Source organism: Variovorax sp. CCNWLW235, from assembly GCF_037204085.1.
Lineage (GTDB): Bacteria > Pseudomonadota > Gammaproteobacteria > Burkholderiales > Burkholderiaceae_C > Variovorax.
Genome location: NZ_JBBCBW010000018.1, coordinates 101519 through 123372, shown reverse-complemented (window position 1 = coordinate 123372; position 21854 = coordinate 101519). Strand labels below are relative to the sequence as shown.

At 66.6% G+C, this 21854-nt stretch carries 23 protein-coding genes and 1 riboswitch; of the genes, 16 read left to right on the top strand and 7 right to left on the bottom strand.

The features are described 5' to 3' along the window. Positions 1 to 153: 153 nt before the first annotated feature. From V9L21_RS19410 to arsC, 4 genes are all read left to right on the top strand, one after another. Positions 154 to 1245, top strand: coding sequence for a DNA glycosylase AlkZ-like family protein (locus tag V9L21_RS19410; RefSeq protein ID WP_337314580.1), 1092 nt, complete (start codon positions 154 to 156; stop codon positions 1243 to 1245). Between the two features lie 118 nt (positions 1246 to 1363). Further along, positions 1364 to 1537, top strand: a riboswitch (FMN riboswitch). Positions 1538 to 1645: 108 nt separating this feature from the next. Then, on the top strand, positions 1646 to 2158 hold the full coding sequence (locus tag V9L21_RS19405) for a 6,7-dimethyl-8-ribityllumazine synthase (protein ID WP_337314579.1): 513 nt from the start codon (positions 1646 to 1648) through the stop codon (positions 2156 to 2158). 32 nt (positions 2159 to 2190) lie between these two features. Next, positions 2191 to 2877 carry a glutathione S-transferase family protein gene (locus tag V9L21_RS19400; protein WP_337314578.1) on the top strand — a complete coding sequence of 229 codons (687 nt, stop codon included), beginning with the start codon at positions 2191 to 2193 and terminating at the stop codon, positions 2875 to 2877. Between the two features lie 7 nt (positions 2878 to 2884). Then, positions 2885 to 3268: an arsenate reductase (glutaredoxin) gene (gene arsC, locus V9L21_RS19395; protein ID WP_337314577.1), complete on the top strand. Its 384-nt coding sequence runs from the start codon at positions 2885 to 2887 to the stop codon at positions 3266 to 3268. Positions 3269 to 3285: 17 nt separating this feature from the next. On the opposite strand, the gene V9L21_RS19390 is transcribed toward arsC, so the two are convergent. Together V9L21_RS19390 and V9L21_RS19385 are read right to left on the bottom strand one after the other, a co-directional pair. After that, complete coding sequence (locus V9L21_RS19390) at positions 3286 to 4038, bottom strand: sulfite exporter TauE/SafE family protein (protein WP_337314576.1); 753 nt, start codon at positions 4036 to 4038, stop codon at positions 3286 to 3288. A 54-nt stretch (positions 4039 to 4092) separates the two neighbouring features. Then, positions 4093 to 5352, bottom strand: coding sequence for an MFS transporter (locus tag V9L21_RS19385; protein ID WP_337314575.1), 1260 nt, complete (start codon positions 5350 to 5352; stop codon positions 4093 to 4095). A gap of 88 nt (positions 5353 to 5440) precedes the next feature. On the opposite strand from V9L21_RS19385, the gene V9L21_RS19380 reads away from it, so the two are divergent. The 4 genes from V9L21_RS19380 (at position 5441) to V9L21_RS19365 (ending at position 8692) form a co-directional block, all read left to right on the top strand. Beyond that, complete coding sequence (locus tag V9L21_RS19380) at positions 5441 to 6337, top strand: AraC family transcriptional regulator (protein ID WP_337314574.1); 897 nt, start codon at positions 5441 to 5443, stop codon at positions 6335 to 6337. A gap of 96 nt (positions 6338 to 6433) precedes the next feature. Beyond that, a complete protein-coding gene (locus V9L21_RS19375; protein WP_337314573.1) occupies positions 6434 to 7150 on the top strand; it encodes a phosphatase PAP2 family protein in 717 nt (238 codons plus the stop codon). 94 nt (positions 7151 to 7244) lie between these two features. Beyond that, entirely contained in the window at positions 7245 to 7487 is a 243-nt protein-coding gene (locus V9L21_RS19370; RefSeq protein ID WP_126748885.1) for an acyl carrier protein, read from the top strand. Next, the gene (locus tag V9L21_RS19365) at positions 7484 to 8692 is read left to right on the top strand and encodes a beta-ketoacyl-[acyl-carrier-protein] synthase family protein (RefSeq protein WP_337314572.1); all 1209 of its coding nucleotides are present in this window, start codon (positions 7484 to 7486) and stop codon (positions 8690 to 8692) included. The genes V9L21_RS19370 and V9L21_RS19365 overlap by 4 nt, the downstream gene beginning before the upstream one ends. On the opposite strand, the gene V9L21_RS19360 is transcribed toward V9L21_RS19365, so the two are convergent. Continuing rightward, on the bottom strand, positions 8689 to 9597 hold the full coding sequence (locus V9L21_RS19360; protein WP_337314571.1) for a LysR substrate-binding domain-containing protein: 909 nt from the start codon (positions 9595 to 9597) through the stop codon (positions 8689 to 8691). The genes V9L21_RS19365 and V9L21_RS19360 overlap by 4 nt on opposite strands. Positions 9598 to 9760: 163 nt before the next feature. On the opposite strand from V9L21_RS19360, the gene V9L21_RS19355 reads away from it, so the two are divergent. From V9L21_RS19355 to V9L21_RS19345, 3 genes are all read left to right on the top strand, one after another. Further along, positions 9761 to 11113 carry a M20/M25/M40 family metallo-hydrolase gene (locus V9L21_RS19355; RefSeq protein ID WP_337314570.1) on the top strand — a complete coding sequence of 451 codons (1353 nt, stop codon included), beginning with the start codon at positions 9761 to 9763 and terminating at the stop codon, positions 11111 to 11113. Positions 11114 to 11223: 110 nt separating this feature from the next. Further along, positions 11224 to 12966, top strand: a complete 1743-nt coding sequence (locus V9L21_RS19350; RefSeq protein ID WP_337314569.1) for a SulP family inorganic anion transporter — start codon at positions 11224 to 11226, stop codon at positions 12964 to 12966. A gap of 19 nt (positions 12967 to 12985) precedes the next feature. Beyond that, positions 12986 to 13870: a LysR family transcriptional regulator gene (locus V9L21_RS19345; RefSeq protein ID WP_337314568.1), complete on the top strand. Its 885-nt coding sequence runs from the start codon at positions 12986 to 12988 to the stop codon at positions 13868 to 13870. Positions 13871 to 13876: 6 nt separating this feature from the next. On the opposite strand, the gene V9L21_RS19340 is transcribed toward V9L21_RS19345, so the two are convergent. Further along, entirely contained in the window at positions 13877 to 14446 is a 570-nt protein-coding gene (locus V9L21_RS19340) for a DUF3299 domain-containing protein (RefSeq protein ID WP_337314567.1), read from the bottom strand. Between the two features lie 114 nt (positions 14447 to 14560). Between V9L21_RS19340 and V9L21_RS19335 the strand changes: the two genes are divergently transcribed. Beyond that, entirely contained in the window at positions 14561 to 15091 is a 531-nt protein-coding gene (locus V9L21_RS19335) for a hypothetical protein (RefSeq protein WP_337314566.1), read from the top strand. Here the strand turns inward: V9L21_RS19335 and arfB are convergent. From arfB to V9L21_RS19320, 3 genes are read right to left on the bottom strand one after another with little or no spacing between them, the layout of a single operon-like run. After that, positions 15060 to 15467, bottom strand: coding sequence for an alternative ribosome rescue aminoacyl-tRNA hydrolase ArfB (arfB, locus tag V9L21_RS19330; RefSeq protein WP_157613180.1), 408 nt, complete (start codon positions 15465 to 15467; stop codon positions 15060 to 15062). The two genes, V9L21_RS19335 and arfB, sit on opposite strands and share 32 nt — an antisense overlap. Before the next feature lie 16 nt (positions 15468 to 15483). Beyond that, the gene (locus V9L21_RS19325) at positions 15484 to 16668 is read right to left on the bottom strand and encodes an acetyl-CoA C-acyltransferase family protein (RefSeq protein WP_157613179.1); all 1185 of its coding nucleotides are present in this window, start codon (positions 16666 to 16668) and stop codon (positions 15484 to 15486) included. Positions 16669 to 16712: 44 nt separating this feature from the next. Continuing rightward, complete coding sequence (locus tag V9L21_RS19320) at positions 16713 to 17366, bottom strand: TetR/AcrR family transcriptional regulator (RefSeq protein WP_337314565.1); 654 nt, start codon at positions 17364 to 17366, stop codon at positions 16713 to 16715. A gap of 169 nt (positions 17367 to 17535) precedes the next feature. Here V9L21_RS19320 and V9L21_RS19315 point away from each other — a divergent pair, with 169 nt between their 5' ends. The 4 genes from V9L21_RS19315 (at position 17536) to V9L21_RS19300 (ending at position 21852) form a co-directional block, all read left to right on the top strand. Next, entirely contained in the window at positions 17536 to 18399 is an 864-nt protein-coding gene (locus V9L21_RS19315; RefSeq protein WP_337314564.1) for an ABC transporter ATP-binding protein, read from the top strand. After that, the gene (locus V9L21_RS19310; RefSeq protein ID WP_337295206.1) at positions 18396 to 19277 is read left to right on the top strand and encodes a branched-chain amino acid ABC transporter permease; all 882 of its coding nucleotides are present in this window, start codon (positions 18396 to 18398) and stop codon (positions 19275 to 19277) included. Before V9L21_RS19315 ends, V9L21_RS19310 begins: the two co-directional genes overlap by 4 nt. 336 nt (positions 19278 to 19613) lie before the next feature. Next, a complete protein-coding gene (locus V9L21_RS19305; RefSeq protein ID WP_337314563.1) occupies positions 19614 to 20651 on the top strand; it encodes a branched-chain amino acid ABC transporter permease in 1038 nt (345 codons plus the stop codon). Positions 20652 to 20667: 16 nt separating this feature from the next. Beyond that, the gene (locus V9L21_RS19300; RefSeq protein WP_337314562.1) at positions 20668 to 21852 is read left to right on the top strand and encodes an ABC transporter substrate-binding protein; all 1185 of its coding nucleotides are present in this window, start codon (positions 20668 to 20670) and stop codon (positions 21850 to 21852) included. The last annotated feature ends 2 nt before the right edge of the window (positions 21853 to 21854 follow it).

Below are 21854 nucleotides of genomic sequence, written 5' to 3'. Positions count from 1 at the left end.
TTGCGCAGCGAAATAAAGGAGGAGGCCGCAGGCCGGGGGACATTCGCGGAGAAAGGTACCCCGTCGGCGGGTGCGCCACCCTGAAGAACAGCAGCGCCCCAAACAACAGCACGCCCAAAGAAAAAGCGCCCCACTTGTGCTGCAATTCGCCCCATGGCTACCCCGACCCTCGACGACCTGCGTCGCTATGCAATAGCCCGCACGCTCTTCAAGCCCACCACCCTGCCCGGCGCAATCCGCCAACTCGGCTTTGTCCAAGCAGACCCGATCCGCGCACCCGCGCGTGCGCAAGACCTGACGCTGCGTCATCGCGTGAAGGACTACCGCGCAGGCGATCTTGAGAGCCGCTACACGCGGCTGGCCATCGAGGAGGACTGCCTGGTCAACTACGGCTTCTTGCCGCGCGAGCACCTGGCGCTGATGCATCCGCGTGAAGCCCGGCAGCCCTGGGACGCGGACACCCGCCGCAAGGCAGCGGATGTTCTGGCCTTCGTGCGCGAGCGCGGGCCGGTGCATCCGCGTGAAGTCGAGCAGCACTTTGCACATGGCAGCGTAAAGAACTACTGGGGCGGCTCTAGCAATGCGACGACGCGGTTGCTCGACGGCCTGCACTACCGCGGCATGCTGCGCGTGGTGCGGCGCGACAGCGGCACGCGCGTCTACGAGGCCGTTACACATGCGCCCGCCGATGAAAGCCCCGCTGGCCGCGCGCAGAGGGCCGCCGCGCTCATCGACCTGGTGGTGCGCAAATACGCACCGCTGCCGGCCGCCAGCCTGACCCATCTCGTGCGGTTGCTCGGGTACGGCGCCCCGCATCTTTCGGCGCAGACCCAGGCCGCATTGCGCCTTGCACGTGAAGAGCTTGCAAACTGCCGCATCGACGGCACCACCTGGTACTGGCCAGCCGGCGAGAACCCGGCCTCGCGTCGCCATGCGCCTGATGATGAAGTGCGCCTGCTCGCACCGTTCGACCCCGTGGTGTGGGACCGCCGCCGCTTCGAACTGCTCTGGGGCTGGACATACAAGTTCGAGGCCTACATGCCTGCGCCCAAGCGGCGGTTCGGCTACTACGCACTGCCGATGCTGTGGCACGACCGCGTGATCGGCTGGGCCAACGTCACCGCACCTGAAGGCCGCGTGCAGCCCGTGTTCGGCTATGTCGGCCGGAAGCCGCGCGATGCGGCCTTCAGTGCGGCGTTGGACGACGAACTGCAGCGCATGACGCAGTTCCTTGCCAGGCGCTGAGCCGCCGTCGCAGCCACGCCAAGAAAATCCCCGCGCCGCCGAAGGTCTGGCGCGCGGGCGACAACCCGCACCGCCGGCCGCTCCTAGAATCGCGCCGTCGCCCGGCATGCCGGGCGGCAAGCGTTCTCAGGGCGGGGTGAAACTCCCCACCGGCGGTAATGGCGGCTTCTTCGAGAGAGGAACTGCACGAGCCCGCGAGCGCCCGCGGCCTGCAACAAACAGGCTGCGGGGTCAGCAGATTTCGGTGTAATTCCGAAGCCGACGGTCACAGTCCGGATGAAAGAGAGCGCGAAAATGCGGGCTGGCCCGCGCGCTTTGCCGTCTCCGGTGCAATGGCGCGTGGTCTGGCGTGCGGTTTCGTGCGCCCTGATTCAGGAAACCTGCTTTCAAGAGGCACACCATGAGTCAGATCAACGACCTTCCCCTTTCCGCCATCGACGCGTCGGGCAATCCGCGCGGCGAGCGCATCGCCTTTGTCGAGGCGCAGTGGCATTCCGACATCGTCCACCAGGCGCGGGACGCCTTTCTTGCCGAGATGGAACGGCTCGGCGTGGCGCGCGATCTCATCGACGTGTTCGATGTACCCGGCGCCTTCGAGATTCCGCTGCACGCCAAACGGCTTGCCAACTCGGGCAAGTACGCCGCCATCGTGGGCTGCGCGCTGGTGGTGGACGGCGGCATCTACCGCCATGAGTTCGTGGCCAGCACCGTGGTCAGCACGCTGATGTCGCTGCAGCTCGAAACCGACGTGCCGATTTTCTCGGCCGTGCTCACGCCACACCACTTCCATGAGCATGTGGAGCATCGCAAGTACTTCCACCGCCACTTTGCCGTCAAGGGCACCGAAGTGGCCGAGGCCTGCGTGAAGACGCTCGAAGGCCTGAAGAAGGTCGACGCGCTGCTGGCCACGTGACAAGCGGCAGGCTGCTGCAGTAATCTGGGCGGATGACTTCTTCATCCGCTCCTTCGAACGACCGCTACACCCTCTACGGTGCGCCCGGTTCCGGCGCCACGCCCGTTCACGCGGCGCTGACGCTGATCGGTGCGCAGGTCGATACCGTCGACGTCTCTCCCTGGGAGGGCGAATCCGAGCGCGAGCGCGTATCGGGCATCAACCCGATGCGCCAGGTGCCCGCGCTGGTGCTGCCTTCGGGCGAGGTAATGACCGAGAGCGCGGCCATACTGATCTGGCTTGGCGACCGCTATCCCGAAGCCGGGCTCTGCCCCGCGCCCAACGATCCGCTGCGTGCGCGTTATCTGCGCTGGATGGTCTACCTGCCGGCGGCCATCTATTCGCTGTACTGGGTGCGCGACGATCCCACGCGGCTCACGCCCGACCCTGCAGCCCAGCCCGCGATGCTCGAACGTTCGGCCGAGCGCATTGCGCACTGCTGGCACCTGATGGACACGCAGATCGACGAACCCGCACCCTACCTGCTCGGCGAGAAGATCAGCATGCTCGACCTCTATGTGACCGTGCTGTCGCGCTGGACGCCGCATCGAAAGCGCTTCTACCGCGTGGCACCGCGCATGGCCCAGGTGGTGCGGCGCGTGGACGCCGATCCCCGGCTGGCCGAATTCTGGGCGGCGCGCTTTCCTTTTTCGCTGGACCCGCAGGTGCAGAAAGAATGACAACCCGATGACCGCACGTACCCCGACTACGGCGTATCCGATGACCATCTTCCACAAGCCCAACTGCAGCACCTCGCGCAATGTGCTGGGCCTGATCCGCGAGAGCGGCGTGGAACCCGAGATCGTTCTCTACCTGGAAACACCGCCGACGAAAAAGAAGCTGCGCGAGTTGGCAAAGGCCATGGGCATGGGCGCCCGCGACCTTTTGCGCACGAAGGAAGCGCCTTATGAAGAGCTGAAGCTAGCCGACCCGAAGTGGACCGACGACCAGCTGTTCGACTTCATCGTCGCAAACCCCATCTTGCTGCAGCGGCCCATCGTGGTCTCACCGCGCGGCACGCTGATGTGCCGGCCATGGGCGCGCGTGCGAGAGATTTTGCACACCGCGTAGAGGCGAAATCCGGCGGCTCAGCCGCGCTGCAGCAGTGCAGGCACACCCGAGGCCAGCATCGCCACGCCAGAGGCTGTCAGCAGCCCCAGCACCAGCTTGCGGAACGCTGCCTCGCTGATGCCGATGTAGAGCCGCGCGCCCAAGAGCACCGGCACCGCGACGGCCAGTGCCACCAAGCCCAGCAGCGGCACCATCGAACGGCCGATGCTGCCGGTCGCCAAGTGGATTGCAAACGCCACCAGCAACATCGAAAGATTGAAGTTCTGGATCACCGCGCGCTGCGTGTCGCGCTGGAAGCCGCGCAAGGTGCACCAGAGCGTGGGAATGGTGCCCGAGAAGCCGCCGATGCCCGCCATGGCACCGCCGATGCACCCGGCGATGCCGTCGGAGATCCGTCCGCCGAAGCTCACCTTGGGCAGGTGCTGCGACATCAGCATGGCAGGACACCACAGCACCAGCAGCACGCCAAGGCAAACCTTGAAAAGCACAAGATCGAGGTGCGGCAGCAGCCACACGCCGAAAGGCACGCCGACCAGTCCGCCGAGCACGAAGGGCCACAGCACATGCCTGTCGAAAGCGCGGCGCACCGTGACCGCCGCAATCACCTGGCCGGTGAGCGCGCCGAACAGCGAAAGCACGGCGGCCAGTTGCGGCTCCAAGGTCCAGGCCCAGACCGACATGGCCACCAGGCCGAAGGCAAAACCGGACAGGCCCTGCACAAAGCCCGCCAGCACGGCGCCGGCGATCACATACACATACAAGGCCTGCATGCGGCCGATGATATCGACCGCATGCGTCCCGCCATGTTGGCGGCGCCCTACGCGTCAGGCCGAGGCCGAGGCCGGCACCAGTGCCGTGCGGCGCACCTTCGTCACGTTGAAGGCGCTGGCAATCAGCACGCCCTGCACCAGCGCCAGGCCGACGATCACGCTCGTGTACTGGGCATGGTCCATGAGCCGGCCGAACACCAGCGGCGCCAGCGCCTGGCCGATGTCGAGGCCCGCGTACACCACGCCGTAGACGCGTCCCGTGGCGTTGGGCGGCGTCGATCGCTTGACCAGCAGGTCGCGCGAAGGCCCCGCCACGCCTGAGACGAAACCCATCACGCCGAACAGCACCGGCACCAGCACCGGCGGAAACTGCGCAAAGGCCAGCACCAGCGCCACGGCCGCCGCAATGCCGAAGCCGGTGCCCACGATGCGCTCACAGCGCGACGGATCGGAAGCCAGAAAGCCGCCCGCCACCATGCCGGCCGCGCTGGCCACCATGTACACCGTCAGGCAAACCGCCACCAGCGCCACCGGCACCGCGTGCAAATGGCCTGCCGCCACCGGCGCGAAGGTCTGCACCACGCTGATCACGACGGCATACAAAAAGAAGAAGCCGAAGCACATCCACACGGCCGGAATGCGCAGAAAGTCGAACTCGCCACCGATGGGCGCCGGCTCGCCGTGGCCGGTGGCTTTTTGCACCGCCTTCACGTCGAGCGAGAGCACGCTGCGGTAAGCCCAGAGCACCAGCAGCACCACGATGGCCAGCGCACCCGCCGATGCCAACGCCACGCGCCACGAATACGCCATGGCAATCGGCACCACGAAGGCCGGTGCCAGCGCCCAGCCCAGGCTGCCGGTGATGCCGTGCACGCTGTAGGCATGGCCGAGCCGCGTCGGCGCAACCTTGCGGTTGAAGAGCGTGTAGTCGACCGGATGGAATACGCCGTTGCCGATGCCGCCCACGATCGCGCACGCCAGCAGCATCCAGTAGCTCTGGGCCATGGCATAGCCGAAAGCCGCCATCGCCAGCGCGCCCAGCCCCACGAAGAGCACCGGCCGCGGACCCAGCTTGTCGACGATGAAGCCCGAAGCCGCCTGCACGATGCACGACACCACGAAGAACACCGTCAGCACCGCGCCAAGCTCGGTGTAGCTCACATTGAACGCGTCCTTCAGCCAGGGGAACAGCGGCGCCAAGATGAGCTGGCTGAAATGGCTGATGGCATGGGCCAGGCCGACCAGACCGATCAGTTGGGCATCGCTGCGCAAGTTGGTGGAAGAGGCGGCTGGCGGGGAGGAAGTCGAAGACATGGATTGCTACAAAAAACCGGGCAGGCACCGATGCTATGCCCGCAGCTCGCGGCAGAATGGCGATACAGCGACAACATTTGTCGAAACCATGCCAAGCGCCGTTTCCCCCTCTTTCCCAGCCGATGCCGGAAGCTCCCGCGCCGCCAAGCCGCGCGGCCCGAACGTTGCGCCGGTCACCAGCGTCGCCTCGCTCACGCCGCACCTCTATGCGCCCGACGCGGTGCGGCCGCTGCGCGCCAAGGAACATTTCCTGAGCGCCGACACCTTCGTCGAACTGCACCAGCACCCCTGGCCACAGCTCACTTTTTCGACCCGCGGCGTGATCCGGCTCAGCACGCAAGACGGCAGCTACATCGTGCCGCCCTCCCGCGCGGTCTGGGTGCCGGCCAACATGCCGCACAGCATCATGCTGATCGAGGATGCCGAGCTGCGCACCGTGTACCTCCACGCCTGGCTAGGCCCGCCGTGGGAGAAGTGCGAGGTGCTGGAAATCAGCCCCTTGCTGCGCGCGCTGATGCTCGCGCTCGACACTACGCCCGACGGCCTGCCGCCCGCCGACCCGCATGCGCCGCAGCGCGAACGCATGATCGCCCCGCTGCTGGTGGACGAGCTGGAGCGTGCCACCCAGATACGCATCGACGTACCGCTGCCCACCGACAAGCGGCTGCGCCAGCTCTGCGAAGCGCTGCTGCGCAACCCTGCCGACCGCGCCACGCTGGCCGAGCGCGCCGCCGCCATCGGCGCCAGCGAGCGCACCGTGGCGCGGCTCTTTCGCGACCAGCTCGGCATGAGCTGGCAACAGTGGCGGCAGCAGGCCGTGATGGCGCATGCGCTGCCGCTGCTGGCGCGCGGCATGGCGGTGAGCCAGGTGGCGGCGGCCAGCGGCTATGCCACCGACAGCGCGTTCTGCGCCATGTTCAAGGCGGCCACAGGGCGCTCGCCAACCTCGTTCCAGCACCGCAAGCGATCGGCCGCGCTCGCCTGACCCACTGCAATCGCTGGATCGCATGGCGCCGTCATGTCATGGCGCTCTGGCAAGATCGGCGGGCCCAAGAAACCACGGACCCGACCGACCTGCCCCATGGCGCCCATTTCCCGATCGCATCGCCCTCTGACCTGGACTGCAGACGTCGGCGAGCGTATCCGCTCCCTCTTCTGGCTCAAGGCGATCGGCACCACGGCCTTTACCTGGCTCTTCTTCATCGGCTATTTCCACCTGCTGCGCAACCCCGCGTACCCGGTCATGGTGATGCCGCTCACGGCGCTGGACCACCTGATTCCGTTCCAGCCCTACACGCTGGGCGCTTACCTCTCGCTCTGGTTCTACGTCGGCATTGCGCCCGGGCTGCAACTGGGCTTTCGGGAGCTGGTGGTCTACGGGCTGTGGATCGGCGCGCTGTGCCTCACGGGCCTGGGCCTCTTCTATTTCTGGCCCACGCAAATACCGCCGCTCACCATCGACGTGTCGGGCTACCCGGGCTTTGCGATGCTGCAGGGCGTGGATGCCGCGGGCAACGCCTGTCCCTCGATGCATGTGGCCGTGGCCATCTTCACCGCCATCCGGCTGGACCACGTGCTGCGCGAGGCGCGCACGCCGGTCTTTCTGCGCGTTGCCAACTGGATCTGGTTTGCCGCCATTGCCTACTCGACCTTGGCCGTCAAGCAGCACGTGGTGCTCGACGCACTGGCCGGCGCGTTGCTGGGAACGGCCTTTGCGCTCCCCTCTTTGCGCTGGCGGCCGGCGTACCGCCGCCGGCCGAATACTTTGGTGGGAGCGGATATCATTGGCCATCACTGACCCACAAGCCGAGCGAGGAAGGGGTCGATCCCATGGAGCACCCTGAGGGGTGGCGATCGATCAGCGGCCGGCACACGACAACAGGCATCGCACGATGAGTTCGCTGAAGGAATTGCAGGACCTGATCCACGAGAAGTACGGTATCGAACCGTCGAAGCTCGACCCCAACGCATCGATGCGCGAAACCGGCGGCCTCGACTCGCTCGCATTGGCCGAGTTCCTGTTTGCCATTGAAGACCACTTCGGCATCACCATGCCCGACGACGACGCGAACATCGACACGCTGGGCGAACTGGCGCTGCTCGTCGACAAGGTCAGGGCCGCGAAGGCAGCGTGAACCACGAGGTCTGCGTCACCGGCCTGGGCGTCATGGCGCCGCATGGCGGCGAGCCCGATGCGCTGTTCCAGGCACTGCTCGATGGCCAGTCGGCCATCCGCCCCATCTTTCCCGACCTGCCCAAACCAGCCGCCGCGGCCACCGTGGCTTTCGACGAAACACGCTGGTTCACCAAGCTGCAGCTCGCCGGCGTCGACCGGGTCAGCCAGCTTGCGGTAGCGGCCGCCGACCTTGCGCTGCAGGATGCGGGCTTCAATCGCGCAGATACCGACCCCGAGCGCATAGGCGTCTATGCCGGCTGCGGCATGGGTGGCGCCGCGGCGCTCGAGGCGGCCTACCGCGGCGGCATGCGCGTGCCGCCGCTCACCATTCCGGCCTTCATGCCCAACGCTCCCGCGGCGCACGTGGCCATGCGCAACGGCGTACAGGGGCCGGTGCTCACCTATTCGGTCGCCTGTGCGTCGTCGTCGGTTGCCATTGCTGAAGCCGCCAAGGCCATTCAACGCGGCGAAGTCGACTTGGCAATTGCCGGCGGCAGCGAGGCGCTCATCGTGCCGGGCGTGGTGCTGGCATGGCAGGCCATGCAGACGCTGGCCACCTTCCAGCTCGGCGAAGCAGCCGGCGCCGTGCGCCCCTTCGCGGCCGACCGCAACGGGTTTGCGCTCGGCGAAGGCGCGGCATTCGTCGTGCTCGAATCGGCCGAGCGCGCCCGCCGCCGCGGCGCCCGCAGCTACGCCACGCTCGCGGGCTGGGGCCTCAGTAGCGACGCAACGCACCTCACCAAGCCCGACGCACCGGGGCAGGCCCGCGCATTGCGCGCCGCCCTGCGCCAAGCCGGCCTGCAGCCGCGCGACGTGGGCTACTGCAACGCCCACGGCACGGCCACACGCATCGGCGACGTGGTCGAACGCAATGCGCTCGCGGAGGTCTGGGGCGACGACCTCGAACAACTGCGGGTCAGCTCCACCAAGGCGCTGCACGGTCACATGCTCGGCGCCGCCGGTGCAGTCGAGGCCGTCATCACCGTGCTTGCGCTGCATCGGCGCCAGCTGCCGCCCAACGCGCACTGCAGCGAGATCGATCCCGCTTGCAGCCTGAACCTGGTCAGGCCGGGCGAAACCTCCGCGCCAACCATCGAAGCTGCCATGAGCAATTCCTTCGCTTTCGGCGGCACAAACTCCGTACTGCTCTTCCGCCGCGCCTAGTCAGGCAGCAGCTGCTGCGAAGCCCCGGCTTCGCAGAGCCATGCCACAAACGCCTCCGCCAATGGGTCGACCGTCCTGTTCGGCGCCATGAAAACGCTGTAGCCCCGGCTCGACGGCGCCCGGTGCGCGCAGGCAAGCACCAGTTCTTTAGAACGCAGTTCGCGCTCGACGAAATAGTGGGGCACCAACCCCACGCCAAGGTCGGCGCGAACCGCAGCCACCAGGGACGAGAAGAGATCGAAGCGGTGCCCCGCCACGAGGTTTTCGGGCGCCCGTGCATGTGCCGTCTGCGCGAACCATTCTTCCCATGCGCCCATGCGGGTGCGCAGCTGCAGCAGCGGCGCGGCACGAAAATCGCCGCGCGCCATCGCTGCCCGGCCTTTCGCATGGGGCGAACACACTGCAACGCAGAACTCGCCCATCAGGGGACGCGCATTGGCACCCGGCCACACGGCGTCGTCGTACTGCACGCCAACGTCGAAGGGCATGTCTTCCATGTAGAGCTCGGTGGGAAAGACCTGCAGATGCAGGCTGCAACCCGGATGCCGTGCGATGAACTGCGGCAGCCTCGGCAGCAGCCAACCATCCGACAGCACCGGCACCGCGCCCACAATCAACCGTAGGCCGTCCGCATGCTGCGCCATGGCTTCGAGCGTGTGGTTTTGCAGGCGCAGCAGATCGCCGGCAATCTGGCCGTGATAGCGCCTTCCTGCATCGGTGAGCTCGGTGCCGCGCGCGGTGCGCTGCACCAGCCGCACGCCAATCTGCGATTCGAGAAGCCGCAACTGCTGGCTCACCGCACTGTGCGTGAGACACAGCTCCTCTGCCGCCTTGCCGACGCCGTGATGGCGCGCCACCGCATCGAAAATCAGCAGCGCACGGGTGCTCGGAATGTGGCGGCGCATGGCTGGCTCGTTAGAAAAACTGACATGTTCAAAGATTAAACCAGAGCAGGCTAGCCCTATGCCCGGAAGAATTGCTGACGGCGCCGCGTCGGCAGCGCACTCCCCGCCCCCCCCGAATCTTTCCCGCCAGATCCTTCCTCAATTCCGAGAACAGTCCTTCACCATGCCCAACCGCGCGTCTTTTCGCCTTGCTCCCGTCGTCCTCGCCCTGGCCTGTGCTGCCGGCACCGTCCATGCACAAACGGGTGCGGTCACGGCCACGCCCACACAGGTCCGGCCCGAAGTCGACAAGGTCTACACAGAGCTCATGGCTTCGCCCGCAGTCCAGAAGCTGCTCGACGCAGTCAAGGCCGACCACGAGCGCTCGGTCGAAGACCTGAAGATGCTGACGGAGATCGAGGCCCCGCCGTTCAAGGAACAGAAGCGCGCCGAAGCCTTTCTGGCGCGCATGAAGGCGCTTGGCCTCACCGACGCGAAGATCGATGCCGAAGGCAACGTGGTCGGCCTGCGCAAGGGCACCGGCAACGGGCCCAAGCTGCTGGTCTCGGCGCACCTCGATACCGTGTTTCCCGCCGGCACCGATGTGAAGGTGAAGGAGCGCGACGGCAAGCTTTATGCGCCCGGCATCTCGGACGACACGCGCGGCCTGTCGGTACTGCTGTCGTGGCTCAAGGTGCTCAACGACAACAAGGTGCAGACCGTGGGCGACCTTCTGTTCGTTGGCAATGTCGGCGAGGAAGAACTCGGCAACCTGCGAGGCATGAAGGCGATCTTTCGCGACCACCTGGACATCGACGGCATGGTCGGCCTCGAGCCGGCAGCCGACGGCACGGTGCTGATGCTCGGCACGGGCAGCCACCGTTATGAAGTCACTTTCAAGGGCCCGGGCGGCCACAGCTTCGGAGCTTTTGGCCAGGTGCCCAGCGCCATCCACGGCATGGGCCGTGCCATTGCCAAGATTGCCGAGGTGCGCACGCCCAGCTTTCCGAAGACCACCTTCACCGTCGGCACCGTGGGCGGCGGCACCTCGGTGAACACCATTGCACCGGATGCGCGCATGGCCATCGACATTCGCTCGGACGAGATGGCGCCGCTGCTCGAAACGGAGAAGAAGATCCTTGCTGCCATCGACGAGGCAGTGGCAGAGGAAAACAAGCGCTGGAACGTGACGACGCTGAGCGCCAGCAACAAGCTGATTGGCGACCGCCCCGGCGGGCGCACCCCGTCGGATTCGGTGATGGTGGAGGCAGCCACGCGCTCGAATACCGCCTTCGGCCAAAAAACCCTGCTGTCAGGCGCGAGCACAGATGCCAACGTCCCGATGTCTCTCGGCATCCCGGCAATCATCATCGGCGCGGGCGGCAAGACGGGCGGCTTCCATGCGCTGTCCGAGTGGATCGACGTGACAGACGGCTGGAAGGGCGCACAGAACTCGCTCGTCACCGTGCTGGGGCTCGTCGGAGTGCAAGGCACGACGGCGCCACTGCTGGAAAAGCGAGCCCCTCGCAGCAAGTAGGCGCGGGTAAAGGCGCCCGGCACGGACTCTCCGGTATGCTGGCGGGCGCCTCTCCACCCTCGCCCGCCGCGCACGTGCCGTCCGCTTCTGCCGTGCGCTCGCAACGCTTCATGAATCCGGCCGCCCGCTCCTCCTCTTCATCGTCTTCCTTGCGCCAGCGACTTGCCCGCTGGATTCCGTGCCTCGCGTGGCCCCGCCCCTCGGCCGCACTTTTACGCAACGAGGCAATGGCGGGCATTACGGTGGCGCTGATGGTCATTCCCCAAGGCGTGGCCTACGCGGCGCTGGCTGGCATGCCGCTGGTCACCGGCGTGTACGCGGCGCTGTTTCCGGCGCTCGTCGCGGTGATCTTCAGTTCTTCGCAGCGGCTGTCGGTCGGGCCTACCGCGCTTACAAGCCTGCTGGTGGGTGCCTCGCTCGCGCCGCTGGCGGTGCCCGGCAGCACCGACTGGGTGGCCATGGCGGTGTGGCTCACACTGATGTCGGGGGCCATCCAGATGGTGTTGGGTGCGGGCCGCTTCGGCTGGCTGCTGCGGCTGGTGAATTCGCCGGTGCTGATCGGCTTCACCCAAGGCGCGGCGGTGCTGATTGCCATCTCGCAATTGCCGGCGCTGCTCGGATTCACGGGCCGCACCATTGCCCAGGTGTTGCGGGGCGGACCATTGCCCGACATGGTGGCCATTGCCTTCGGGCTCGGCAGCATTGCCGTGCTGTGGCTCGGCAAGCGCCTGGCGCCGCGTTTCCCGACCACCATGGCGCTGGTGGCAGGTGCCGCGGCCATCAGCTGGACCATCAACTACGCTTTGCGCGGCGGCGCGGTGGTGGGCAGCCTCCCCTCAGGCCTGCCCTCTTTCTACTGGCCAGGGCTGCTGCCCTTGAACACGTTCAGCGCGCTGGTCTTGCCGGCGCTGATGATCACGCTGGTGAGCTTTCTGGAGACCGCGTCGAGCGCCAAGGTCGACAACGCGCGCGCCGGCACGCTCTGGAACGAGAACCAGGACCTGATCGGCCAAGGCCTGGCCAAGCTGGCTTCGGGCTTCTCTGGCTCCTTTCCCACCAGTTCGTCGTTCTCGCGCTCGGCCATCACGCTGTATGCGGGCGCGCAGACCGGCTGGGCCACGCTCTTCAGCGTGATCGTGGTGGCCGGCGCGCTGCTGTGGCTGATGCCGCTGCTCTATCACGTGCCGCAGGCGGTGCTGGCGGCGGTGGTGGTCACGGCCATTCTGGGGCTGGTCAAGCCGGCGAGCTTTGCCGCGCTCTGGCGCGTGTCGCGCATCGAGGCGGGCATCGCGTTCGGTACCTTCGTGCTGACGATTGCCACGGCGCCCAGCATCTACTGGGGCGTGCTCGGCGGGCTGCTCGCGAGCCTGGCGCACTACATGTACCGCCACCTGCATCCGCGCATCATCGAAGTGGGCCTGCACCCCGACGGCAGCCTGCGCGACCGCAACCTCTGGAAGCTGCCGCCCCTGGCGCCGCATCTGTACGCGCTGCGCATGGATGCCGAGCTCGACTTCGCGTCGGCCTCCACGCTCGAGCGCGCACTCACGGTCGCGCTGGCCGAGCGGCCGGACCTGACGGACGTGTGCCTCTTCGCCCAGCCCATCAATCGCATCGACATCACGGGGGCCGAAGTGTTCGGCTCCATCCGGCGAATGATGGAAGCCAAGGGCGTGCGCCTGCACCTGAGCGGGCTGAAGCTGCCCGCCATGCAGGTGCTGGAGCGCGCCGGACTGCTCGCGCCCGGGCCGATGCTCTTCAGCTACCGCACGGATGCAGAGGCATTGGCGGCGCTGACGCAGCCCGCCGAAGCTGTGCCCGCCGCGCCGTTACAGGGCGAAGCCGTCGCCTGAACAGGCGGCACTCCTTGCCATGAAGACCACCATCGAGGAACTGGTCGCGTTTCGCGCCGTGGTGGACACCGGCTCCATCACCGCGGCGGCCGAGCAGCTCTCGCAGACGGTATCGGGCATCAGCCGCGCACTGAGCCGGCTCGAGCAGAAGCTGGAAACCACGCTGCTGCGGCGAACCACGCGGCGGCTCGAACTCACGGAAGAAGGCGCCGCCTTCCTGCTGCGCACGCGCGCCATCCTCGACGCCATCGACGAAGCCGAAGAGCAGCTTGCCGCGCGGCGCCAGCAACCCGCCGGACGCTTGCGGGTGAACGCGGCCTCGCCTTTCATGCTGCATGCCATCGTGCCGCTGGTGCCGGAGTTCCGGCGGCTGTTTCCGCAGATCAGCCTGGAGCTCGACACCGACGACCTGCCCATCGACCTGCTGGAGCGCCGCACCGACATTGCGATCCGCATCGGGCCGCTGCGCGACTCCACGCTGCACGCCCGCCCGCTCGGCACGCACAGGCTGCGCGTGCTCGCAAGCCCGGCCTACCTGGAAGCGCACGGAAAGCCGCGCAAGGTGGCCGACCTGGCCGACCATGCGCTGCTGGGCTTTACGCAGCCCGAATCGCTCAACCGCTGGCCGCTGCGCGGCGTGCATGGCGACGAGTGGACCGTCACGCCCACGCTCGCCGCATCGAGCGGCGAAACGCTGCGCCAGTTGGCACTGGCAGGCACGGGCATCGTCTGCCTGTCCGATTTCATGACCGGTGCCGACCGCGCAAGCGGTGCACTGGTGCAAGTGCTGGCCAAGGAAACGGTCGACGTGCGCCAGCCGGTCAATGCGGTGTACTACCGCAACACGCAGCTGTCGGCGCGGATCACTTCGTTTCTGGATTTTCTTTCGCAGCGCATGGGCTGACGAGGCTCAGCGCGCCGCGACAAAGGGCTCGACCGCGGCCGACTTGATCTCGTAGCCGCTCACGCCCATGTCCGCCGAGGAATAACGCGCCGCCTTCAGCAGCCCGCTGACGCGCACCGTATCCATCGCATGCAGGCCCTTCACCGTATCGGACGCGATCACGTGCACGATCTGGTTGGCGGGCGGCGGCGGGGTGTGGATGCAGGCACCGAAATAGGGCACCAGCAAGAACTCGCGAATACCGCCCTGCGTGTTGTCCAGCGGCACCACAAAGCCCGAGAGTCGCGCGGCGGTGCCGTCGAGCGCCACGTTGACCGGCGCGTTGTCCCAGACGGCACGCATCTCGTCGAGCATCTGCACTGCGCGCGGATCGTTGTCGCGCAGCGATTCCAGGCTGATGTTGCGGTAGCGCTTTGTCGGGTCCCAGTCCTTGGGAACGAGCTCTTCCCACTTGAGCTCCTGCACCGCGCCGATTGCAGCCGGGCTGCCGTCGGAGGCCGGCCCGCACCCCGTCAGGGCCAGTGCGCCCAGGGCAAGCAGGAAAGCCGGCAAAGCGCGGCAAAAGAGGGCTCTCATGTCGCCTATTGTGCTTGCGGCTCGTGTCCGCCAGCTTAGCGGGGCCTTAATGATGGAGACAAATTGCCCATGCCCGGCCAGAATCGCCCCACCACGACTCCGAGGAGATCCGGCATGGCAGCGACAGGATGGCTGGGACTCACGTCCCTTGGCATTGTTCATACCGCGATCAGCCTGATCGCAGTGATCGCGGGGCTGATCGCCCTGTTCCGCTACAAGGAAATCACGCTGCGCACCGGCTGGGGCCGGGTCTTCGTGTGGACCACCGTGCTGACTTGCCTGACCGGCTTCGGCATCTTCCAGCACGGCGGCTTCGGCAAGCCGCACGCACTGGGCATTCTCACGCTCGCAGCGCTCGCCGTGGGGGCGGCCGCCGGGCGCGGCGCCTTCTTCGGCCAGGCATCCCGCTACATCGAAGCCGCGGCCTTTTCGGCAAGCTTCCTGTTCCACTGGATTCCGGCCTTTACCGAAACCCTGACGCGCCTGCCGCTGGGCGCCCCGCTGTTGCCGAACGCCGATGCGCCAGAACTGAAGGCGATCACCGCGGTGCTCGGCGCGCTCTACCTCATCGGCGTGACGCTGCAGGTCAAGCGGCTGCGGGGCGGCAAGCCGGTCAGTCCCGCACCGGCCCGCGCAGGTTCTTGATCTGCGAGCGCTGGCTCTTGCCTTCGAGCCGGCGCTGCTTCGAGCCATAGGTTGGCTTGGTGGGGCGCCGCACGCGCGGCGGCGTGGCCACGCTGTCGACCACGGCCTGCAGGCGCGCCAGAGCGTCGGCGCGGTTCATCTCCTGCGTGCGGTGCTGCTGCGCCTTCAGCACGAAAACGCCCTCCTGCGTGATGCGGCTGTCGCGCAGCGCGAGCAGCCTCTCCTTCACGTCGGCGGGCAGCGAACTCGCGTGGATGTCGTAGCGCAGGTGCACCGCGCTCGAGACCTTGTTGACGTTCTGCCCACCCGCGCCCTGCGCCCGGATGGCGCTGATCTCGACCTCGTCGGGGTCGATCAGGATGGGTGGGCGGAGCATGCCCGCAAGTGTGCCTTCAAACCCGTTCGAATATGGCCGCGATGCCTTGGCCGCCGCCGATGCACATCGTGACCAGCGCATAGCGGCCGCCCGTGCGGTGCAGCTCGGCAATCGCCTTGGTGGTGATGATCGCGCCGGTCGCGCCCACCGGATGCCCGAGCGAAATGCCCGAGCCGTTCGGGTTGACCTTGGCCGGGTCGAAGCCCAGCTCCTTGATGACCGCGCAGGCCTGCGCCGCAAAGGCTTCGTTCGATTCGATCACGTCGAAGTCGCTCACCTTCAGCCCGGTGCGCTCCAGCACCTTGCGCGTGGCCGGCACCGGGCCGATGCCCATGTAGGCGGGCTCCACACCAGCGTGCGCGTAGCCGACCAGGCGCGCCAGCGGCTTCAGGCCCAGCGCCTTCACGCGGCCGCCTTCGGCCAGCACCACGGCGGCGGCGCCGTCGTTGATGCCGGAGGCATTGCCGGCAGTCACGAGGCCGTCCTTCTTGAAGGCGGGCTTCATTTTCGAGAGGGTATCGACGCTGGTGTCGGCGCGCACATGCTCATCGGTGTCGAACAGCGTAACGCCCTTGCGTGTTTTCACCTCCACCGGAACGATCTGCTCTTTGAAGCGGCCCGCGGCAATGGCGGCGGCGGCGCGCTGCTGGCTGGCCACGGCCAGCTCGTCCATCTGCTCGCGCGTGATGCCGTAGCGCGCCGCCACGTTCTCGGCGGTAATGCCCATGTGGATCTTCTCCCACGGGTCATGCAGGATGCCAAGCATGTAGTCGACCAGCACCGCGTCGCCCATGCGCGCGCCGTAGCGGGCAGAGGTGTCGAAGTACGGCCCGCGGCTCATCGATTCCGAGCCGCCGCCGATAGCGATGTCGCAGTCGCCCAGCGCAATGGCCTGCGCCGCCGACACGATGGCCTGCAGGCCCGAGCCGCAAAGGCGGTTGACGTTGAAGGCCGGCGTCTCGATGGGGCAGCCCGCGTCGATGGCCGCCACGCGGCTCAGGTAGGCGTCCTTCACGTCGGTGGGAATCACATTGCCCATCACCACGTGCCCGATGGCATCGGCCGCGACGCCGCTGCGCTCGATGGCGGCCTTGACGGCGGTGGTGGCCAGCTGGGTGTTGGGCACGTCCTTCAGCGAACCGCCGAAGGTGCCGATGGCGGTGCGGGCGGTGCCGACCACGAAGATGTCGCGTTGGGTCATGGGGTGGGTCTCCTGGATTGGAAAAGATTCGTTTGGGCAGCCGCTCACCGGGCCTTTACCGCAGCGGTCTTTCGGCGCGCGCCGGCGGCCGGGCGATGCAGTACGCCATTCAACAGCAGTTCGATGCCCTGGTCGGCAATCTGGTCGGGCGTGAGGTCGCCGTCGGGGCGGTACCAGCGGCCGATCCAGCTGAGCGCGCCAGCCAGCATGAAGGCTGCCATCTTCGGGTCGCAGGGCGCGAGCGAGCCCTCGTCCACGCCTTCGGCGATGAGGCGGCGAAACTGCCCGTCGATGCCGGCCTTGAGGCCGCGCAGCTCCTTTTTCAGCGGATCTGGCAGCGGGTCTTCGCCGATGCGGATCACGCACATGCCGAAGTCCTGCGTCACCACGCTCGAGTAGATGCGCATGCAGGCCTTGAGCTGGTCGATGGCGCTGCCGCCCGCGGCGCGCACCTCGTCGATGCCGGCCTGCATGAGGTCGAGCGCAATCTTCACGCACTCCAGCAGGATCTGGTCTTTGCTTTCGACGTAGTAGTAGACGGTGGGCTTGCTGACGTTGAGCCGCTCGGCAATGTCGTCGAGCGAGGTGGCATGGAAGCCGCGCTCGTTGAAGAGCTGCGCGGCCGTCTGCAGCACGGCGTTGCGTTTGAGCTCGCGCTGCTGCGCGCGCTTGTCCGCGGGCTCCCAGGGAGAAGCCATGGAGGATGCGATGAGGGCTGGGCGGGGCATGGGGTTTGTGCGGGCGGGGAAAGTCCTGATGCCGCGCGATGCGGCGAACTGTGACATTACCCGCCAGTAGGAATTTTACGGGCCAGTAGCTTTTCTGCCCTGGACACAAACCCTGACCCTATCCCCAACGCTGCGAGCCATGCCTGACGAGCCCTCACGGGACGCCTCTCCCGCCTCTGCCTCCACCGTGCTGCAGGTAGAGGCGTTGACGCTTTCGTTCGGCGGCGTGAAGGCGCTGACGAACGTGGGCTTCGGCGCGGCCGCGGGCTCGATCACCGCGGTGATCGGCCCCAATGGCGCAGGCAAGACATCGCTCTTCAACACCATATCGGGCTTCTACAAGCCCGCGCAGGGCCGCGTGCTGTTCGAGGGCGAGGACATCACCCGCCTGCCCGCACCCAAGCGGGCGGCGCTCGGGCTGGCGCGCAGCTTCCAGAACATTGCGCTCTTCCGCGGCATGACGGTGCTCGACAACATCAAGCTCGGCCGGCATGCACACCTGAAGACCAACGTGTTCGACGCCCTCTTCTACCTGGGCCGCGCGCGGCGCGAAGAGGCCGAGCTGCGCCGCGACGTGGAAGAACGGATCATCGACTTCCTCGAGATCGATCACATCCGCCACGCCTCCGTGGCCGCCCTGCCCTATGGCTTGCAAAAGCGCGTGGAAATGGCGCGCGCACTGGCAATGCAGCCCAAGGTGCTGATGCTCGACGAGCCGGTGGCCGGCATGAACCGCGAAGAGACGGAAGACATGGCGCGCTTCATCCTCGACGTGCGGCGCGAGTGGGGCATCACGGTGCTGATGGTCGAGCACGACATGGGCATGGTGATGGACCTGTCGGACCACGTGGTGGTGCTCAACTTCGGCCAGGTCATCGCGCAGGGCACGCCGGCGCAGGTGCAGGCCGACCCCGAAGTGATTCGCGCCTACCTGGGCGCGGGCGATGTCGGCGAACTGCGGCGCAAGCTGCGCGGCGAGCCCATGGCACAGGCGGCCGCATGATGGATTGGGCCTACCTCTTCGAAATCGCGCTCACCGGCATCGCGGGCGGCGGCCTCTATGCATTGGCCGCGCTGGCCTTCGTGCTGGTCTACAAGGCCACGCGCGTGGTCAACATCGCCATCGGCGAGATGCTGATGATCGGCGCGTACCTGTTCTTTGCTTTCGCCGCGAGCTTCTCGCTGCCGATCTGGCTCGCGGTGCTGGGCTCGGTGATCGGCACCGGGCTGCTGGGCGCAGTGATCGAACGCACCATGATCCGGCCGCTCCTGGGCGAGCCGCCGATTTCGGTGTTCATGGTCACGGTCGGGCTCGCGTCCATCCTGGTGGGTCTGGTGGAGATCATCTGGACCGCCGACCAGCGCCGGCTCCCGGAGTTCCTGCCCAACGCGCCGGTGATGATCGGCGACGCTTTCCTCGCTCCCAAGATTGCCTATGGCGCACTGATTGCCGTGGTGCTGATCGGGCTGGTGCTGCTGCTGTTCCGCTTCTGGCGCGGCGGCGTGGCGCTGCGGGCCACGGCTTCCGACCAGGCCGCGGCGTACTCGATGGGCATCAATGTACCCCGCGTGTTCTCGCTCGCGTGGGTGGCCTCCGCCATGATCGCCGCAGTGGCCGGCATCATCGTCGGCGCCATCGGCGGCATCTCCTCGTCGATGGGCGTGTTCGGGTTGTCGGTGCTGGTGGTGGTGATCGTAGGCGGGCTCGACAGCGTGCTGGGCGCGTTGGTCGGCGGCCTGTTCATCGGATTGGTGGAGGCGCTCGCAGGCTCGTATCTCGGCGGCGAGTACAAGCTTCTCGCAACCTTCATCGTGCTGGTGCTCGTGCTGATGGTGCGGCCGTACGGGCTGTTCGGCACGCATGAGATCGAGAGGCTTTGAGATGGCTCTCTCTTTAGCACGCTGGAACGTGGTTAGGGCTTGCTGTTTGGGGTGCGCACCCGCCGACGGGGTACCTTTCTCCGCGAATGTCCCCCGGCCTGCGGCCTCCTCCTTTATTTCGCTGCGCAAGGCACCCCGCCAGCGGGCGCGTTGCACAGAGCATTGGTTGATCAGCGGTGCACCAGCAGCGTGTCTCGGTGCACAGGGCATCGGGTGCTCCCCGCAGCGAAATAAAGGAGGAGCCGAAGGCGGGGGACATTCGCGGAGGGGAGTACCCGGTGGCCTTTGCACGCACCCCGAACAGCAGAGCAAAACCCGCAAGCAGAGGGAAAACCGATGCGCATAGGCACCCTCAAGCAAAGCTACACAGCCGACGCGGCGCTCTTCGACTCGCGCACCCAGAAGGCATGGCTGGCAATCGGCGCAGCCCTGCTGGTGCTGTTCCCGTTCATGGCCAGTGACTACTGGCTCTATCTCGCCTGCCTTGTCGCAATCAACGTGGCAAGCGCCACGGGCCTCAATATCCTCACCGGCTACACCGGGCTGGTGAGCCTCGGCCAAGCGGCGTTCATGGGCCTGGGCGCCTACACCGTCGCCATCATGCAGACACGGCTAGGCACGCCCTTCGTGCTGAACATCGTCGCAGGCGGCATCGTCGCCATGCTCGGCGGGCTGGTCGTGGGCCTTCCCTCGCTGCGCGTGAAGGGCCTGTACCTGGCCATCGCAACCATTGCCGCGTCGTTCATTGCGCACTTTCTGTTCGCCAACCTCAAGCTCACGGGCGGAACTTCGGGTCTCTCGCTGCCGCCGGCGCAGTTCTTCGGGCTGCCGCTGGACACGTCGTTCCGCCTCTACTGGGTGATCGTGCCTGTGATGGTGCTCATGGTGCTGGGCGCAGCCAATCTGTTTCGCACCCGCATGGGCCGCGCCTTCATCGCCATCCGCGACCGCGACATCTCGGCCGAGGTGCTCGGCATTCCACTGCTGCGCTACAAGCTGCTGTCGTTCGGGCTTTCGTCGTTCTATGCCGGCGTGGCCGGCGGGCTGTGGGCCTACTTCTTCCGAGTGGTCACGCCCGAGAGCTTTCCGCTCCTGATGTCGATCTTCTTCCTGGCCGCCATCATCGTCGGCGGCATGGGCACGATCCTCGGCGGGATCTTCGGCGCGGTGTTCATGACCATGGTGCCCGAGCTGCTCAAGCTGGTGGTCGACCTGCTGCCGGGCGGTGTCGAGATGACCGTGTTTCTCTCACCCGTGCGCACCGTCGTGTTCGGGTTGCTCATCGTCGGATTTCTGGTGTTCGAGCCGCATGGGCTCGCAGAAGTGTGGCGGCGCATCCGCCGCTTCTTTCATCTATGGCCCTTCCGTAACTAGACCGCAGGAGACACACATGCCCAAGACACCGAAGCTTTTCCCAAACCGCCGCGCATTGCTGATTGCCGCCGGCCTCGCAGCCGCCGTTCCGTTTGCCGCCAGCGCGCAGGGCAACGAAGACATCGTCATCGGCGGCTCGATTCCGATGACCGGCGTCTTCGCCTTCGCGGGCGTCGGCATCAATGCCGGCATTGCCGACTACGTGAAGATCGTCAACGACGCGGGCGGCATCAAGGGCCGCAAGCTGCGCTACGTGCCCGAAGACACGGGCTACAAGGTCGACGTGTCGGTGGCGGCCTTCAAGAAGATCACGAGCCAGAACAAGGTCAACCTGTATTACGGCGACTCGACCGGCTTCTCCAAGACCATCAACCCCGAGCTCGACCGCAATGGCCAGATCCTGATGGCCGGCGCATCGTTTGCAACCGAGCTGAACGACTCCGCCAAGTACCCCAACCAGTTCCTGGTCGGGCCCGACTACACCGAACAGATCGGCATCCTGCTGCGCCACATCGCCAAGGAGAAGCCGGGTGCCAAAGTGGCCTTCGTGTACTCCGACTCCGAGTTTGGCCGCGACCCGATCGAGGCCAGCGAGGCGGCCGCCAAGAAGCTGGGCCTTACGGTGCCGGTCAAGCTCATGACCCCGCCGGGCAGCGTCGACGTGTCGACCGAAGTCATCAAGCTGCGCCGCGCCGCGCCTGACTACACCATCTTCCACGGCTACATCCTCGCGCCGATTCCCGAGTTCATCCAGCAGGGCAAGCAGATGGGCATGACGAGCAAATGGATGGGCACCTTCTGGACCATGGACAGCTCGACCGTCATGAAGATGGGCGAAGGCGCCGACGGCTTCATGGGCGTGATGCCGTACCGCTACTACTATGACACCTCGGCCAAGGCGCCGATGCTCGACAAGATCCGTGCGCTGCGCCCCGAGTACCAGAGCACGGCCTACACGCAGGGCTTTCTCACGGCCATGCTGTTCACCGAGGCTGCCAAGCGCACGCTGGATGCGGGCAAGCCGCTGGACGGCAAGAACCTGAAAGCCTCGCTCAACACCATCAAGGACTTCGACACCGGCGGGATCATCGGCACACCGATCACCATCAAGGGCAACTCGATTCCGGTGGGCCGCGTCTACAAGGCCGACATGAAGGCGCAGAAGATGGTGGCGGCCTCGGACTGGATCTCGCTGAACTGAAC

What these genes read in the sequence shown, in the direction of transcription:
- V9L21_RS19370 (WP_126748885.1), top strand. Translation starts at nt 7,245, where the DNA reads ATGAGTTCGCTGAAGGAATTGCAGGACCTGATCCACGAGAAGTACGGT.
- V9L21_RS19315 (WP_337314564.1), top strand. Translation starts at nt 17,536, where the DNA reads ATGCCTGACGAGCCCTCACGGGACGCCTCTCCCGCCTCTGCCTCCACC.
- V9L21_RS19385 (WP_337314575.1), bottom strand. Translation starts at nt 5,352, where the DNA reads ATGTCTTCGACTTCCTCCCCGCCAGCCGCCTCTTCCACCAACTTGCGC.
- V9L21_RS19410 (WP_337314580.1), top strand. Translation starts at nt 154, where the DNA reads ATGGCTACCCCGACCCTCGACGACCTGCGTCGCTATGCAATAGCCCGC.
- V9L21_RS19355 (WP_337314570.1), top strand. Translation starts at nt 9,761, where the DNA reads ATGCCCAACCGCGCGTCTTTTCGCCTTGCTCCCGTCGTCCTCGCCCTG.
- V9L21_RS19310 (WP_337295206.1), top strand. Translation starts at nt 18,396, where the DNA reads ATGATGGATTGGGCCTACCTCTTCGAAATCGCGCTCACCGGCATCGCG.
- V9L21_RS19320 (WP_337314565.1), bottom strand. Translation starts at nt 17,366, where the DNA reads ATGGCTTCTCCCTGGGAGCCCGCGGACAAGCGCGCGCAGCAGCGCGAG.
- V9L21_RS19345 (WP_337314568.1), top strand. Translation starts at nt 12,986, where the DNA reads ATGAAGACCACCATCGAGGAACTGGTCGCGTTTCGCGCCGTGGTGGAC.
- V9L21_RS19305 (WP_337314563.1), top strand. Translation starts at nt 19,614, where the DNA reads ATGCGCATAGGCACCCTCAAGCAAAGCTACACAGCCGACGCGGCGCTC.
- V9L21_RS19400 (WP_337314578.1), top strand. Translation starts at nt 2,191, where the DNA reads ATGACTTCTTCATCCGCTCCTTCGAACGACCGCTACACCCTCTACGGT.
- V9L21_RS19325 (WP_157613179.1), bottom strand. Translation starts at nt 16,668, where the DNA reads ATGACCCAACGCGACATCTTCGTGGTCGGCACCGCCCGCACCGCCATC.
- V9L21_RS19390 (WP_337314576.1), bottom strand. Translation starts at nt 4,038, where the DNA reads ATGCAGGCCTTGTATGTGTATGTGATCGCCGGCGCCGTGCTGGCGGGC.
- V9L21_RS19300 (WP_337314562.1), top strand. Translation starts at nt 20,668, where the DNA reads ATGCCCAAGACACCGAAGCTTTTCCCAAACCGCCGCGCATTGCTGATT.
- V9L21_RS19380 (WP_337314574.1), top strand. Translation starts at nt 5,441, where the DNA reads ATGCCAAGCGCCGTTTCCCCCTCTTTCCCAGCCGATGCCGGAAGCTCC.
- V9L21_RS19350 (WP_337314569.1), top strand. Translation starts at nt 11,224, where the DNA reads ATGAATCCGGCCGCCCGCTCCTCCTCTTCATCGTCTTCCTTGCGCCAG.
- V9L21_RS19375 (WP_337314573.1), top strand. Translation starts at nt 6,434, where the DNA reads ATGGCGCCCATTTCCCGATCGCATCGCCCTCTGACCTGGACTGCAGAC.
- arsC (WP_337314577.1), top strand. Translation starts at nt 2,885, where the DNA reads ATGACCGCACGTACCCCGACTACGGCGTATCCGATGACCATCTTCCAC.
- V9L21_RS19335 (WP_337314566.1), top strand. Translation starts at nt 14,561, where the DNA reads ATGGCAGCGACAGGATGGCTGGGACTCACGTCCCTTGGCATTGTTCAT.
- arfB (WP_157613180.1), bottom strand. Translation starts at nt 15,467, where the DNA reads ATGCTCCGCCCACCCATCCTGATCGACCCCGACGAGGTCGAGATCAGC.
- V9L21_RS19340 (WP_337314567.1), bottom strand. Translation starts at nt 14,446, where the DNA reads ATGAGAGCCCTCTTTTGCCGCGCTTTGCCGGCTTTCCTGCTTGCCCTG.
- V9L21_RS19405 (WP_337314579.1), top strand. Translation starts at nt 1,646, where the DNA reads ATGAGTCAGATCAACGACCTTCCCCTTTCCGCCATCGACGCGTCGGGC.
- V9L21_RS19360 (WP_337314571.1), bottom strand. Translation starts at nt 9,597, where the DNA reads ATGCGCCGCCACATTCCGAGCACCCGTGCGCTGCTGATTTTCGATGCG.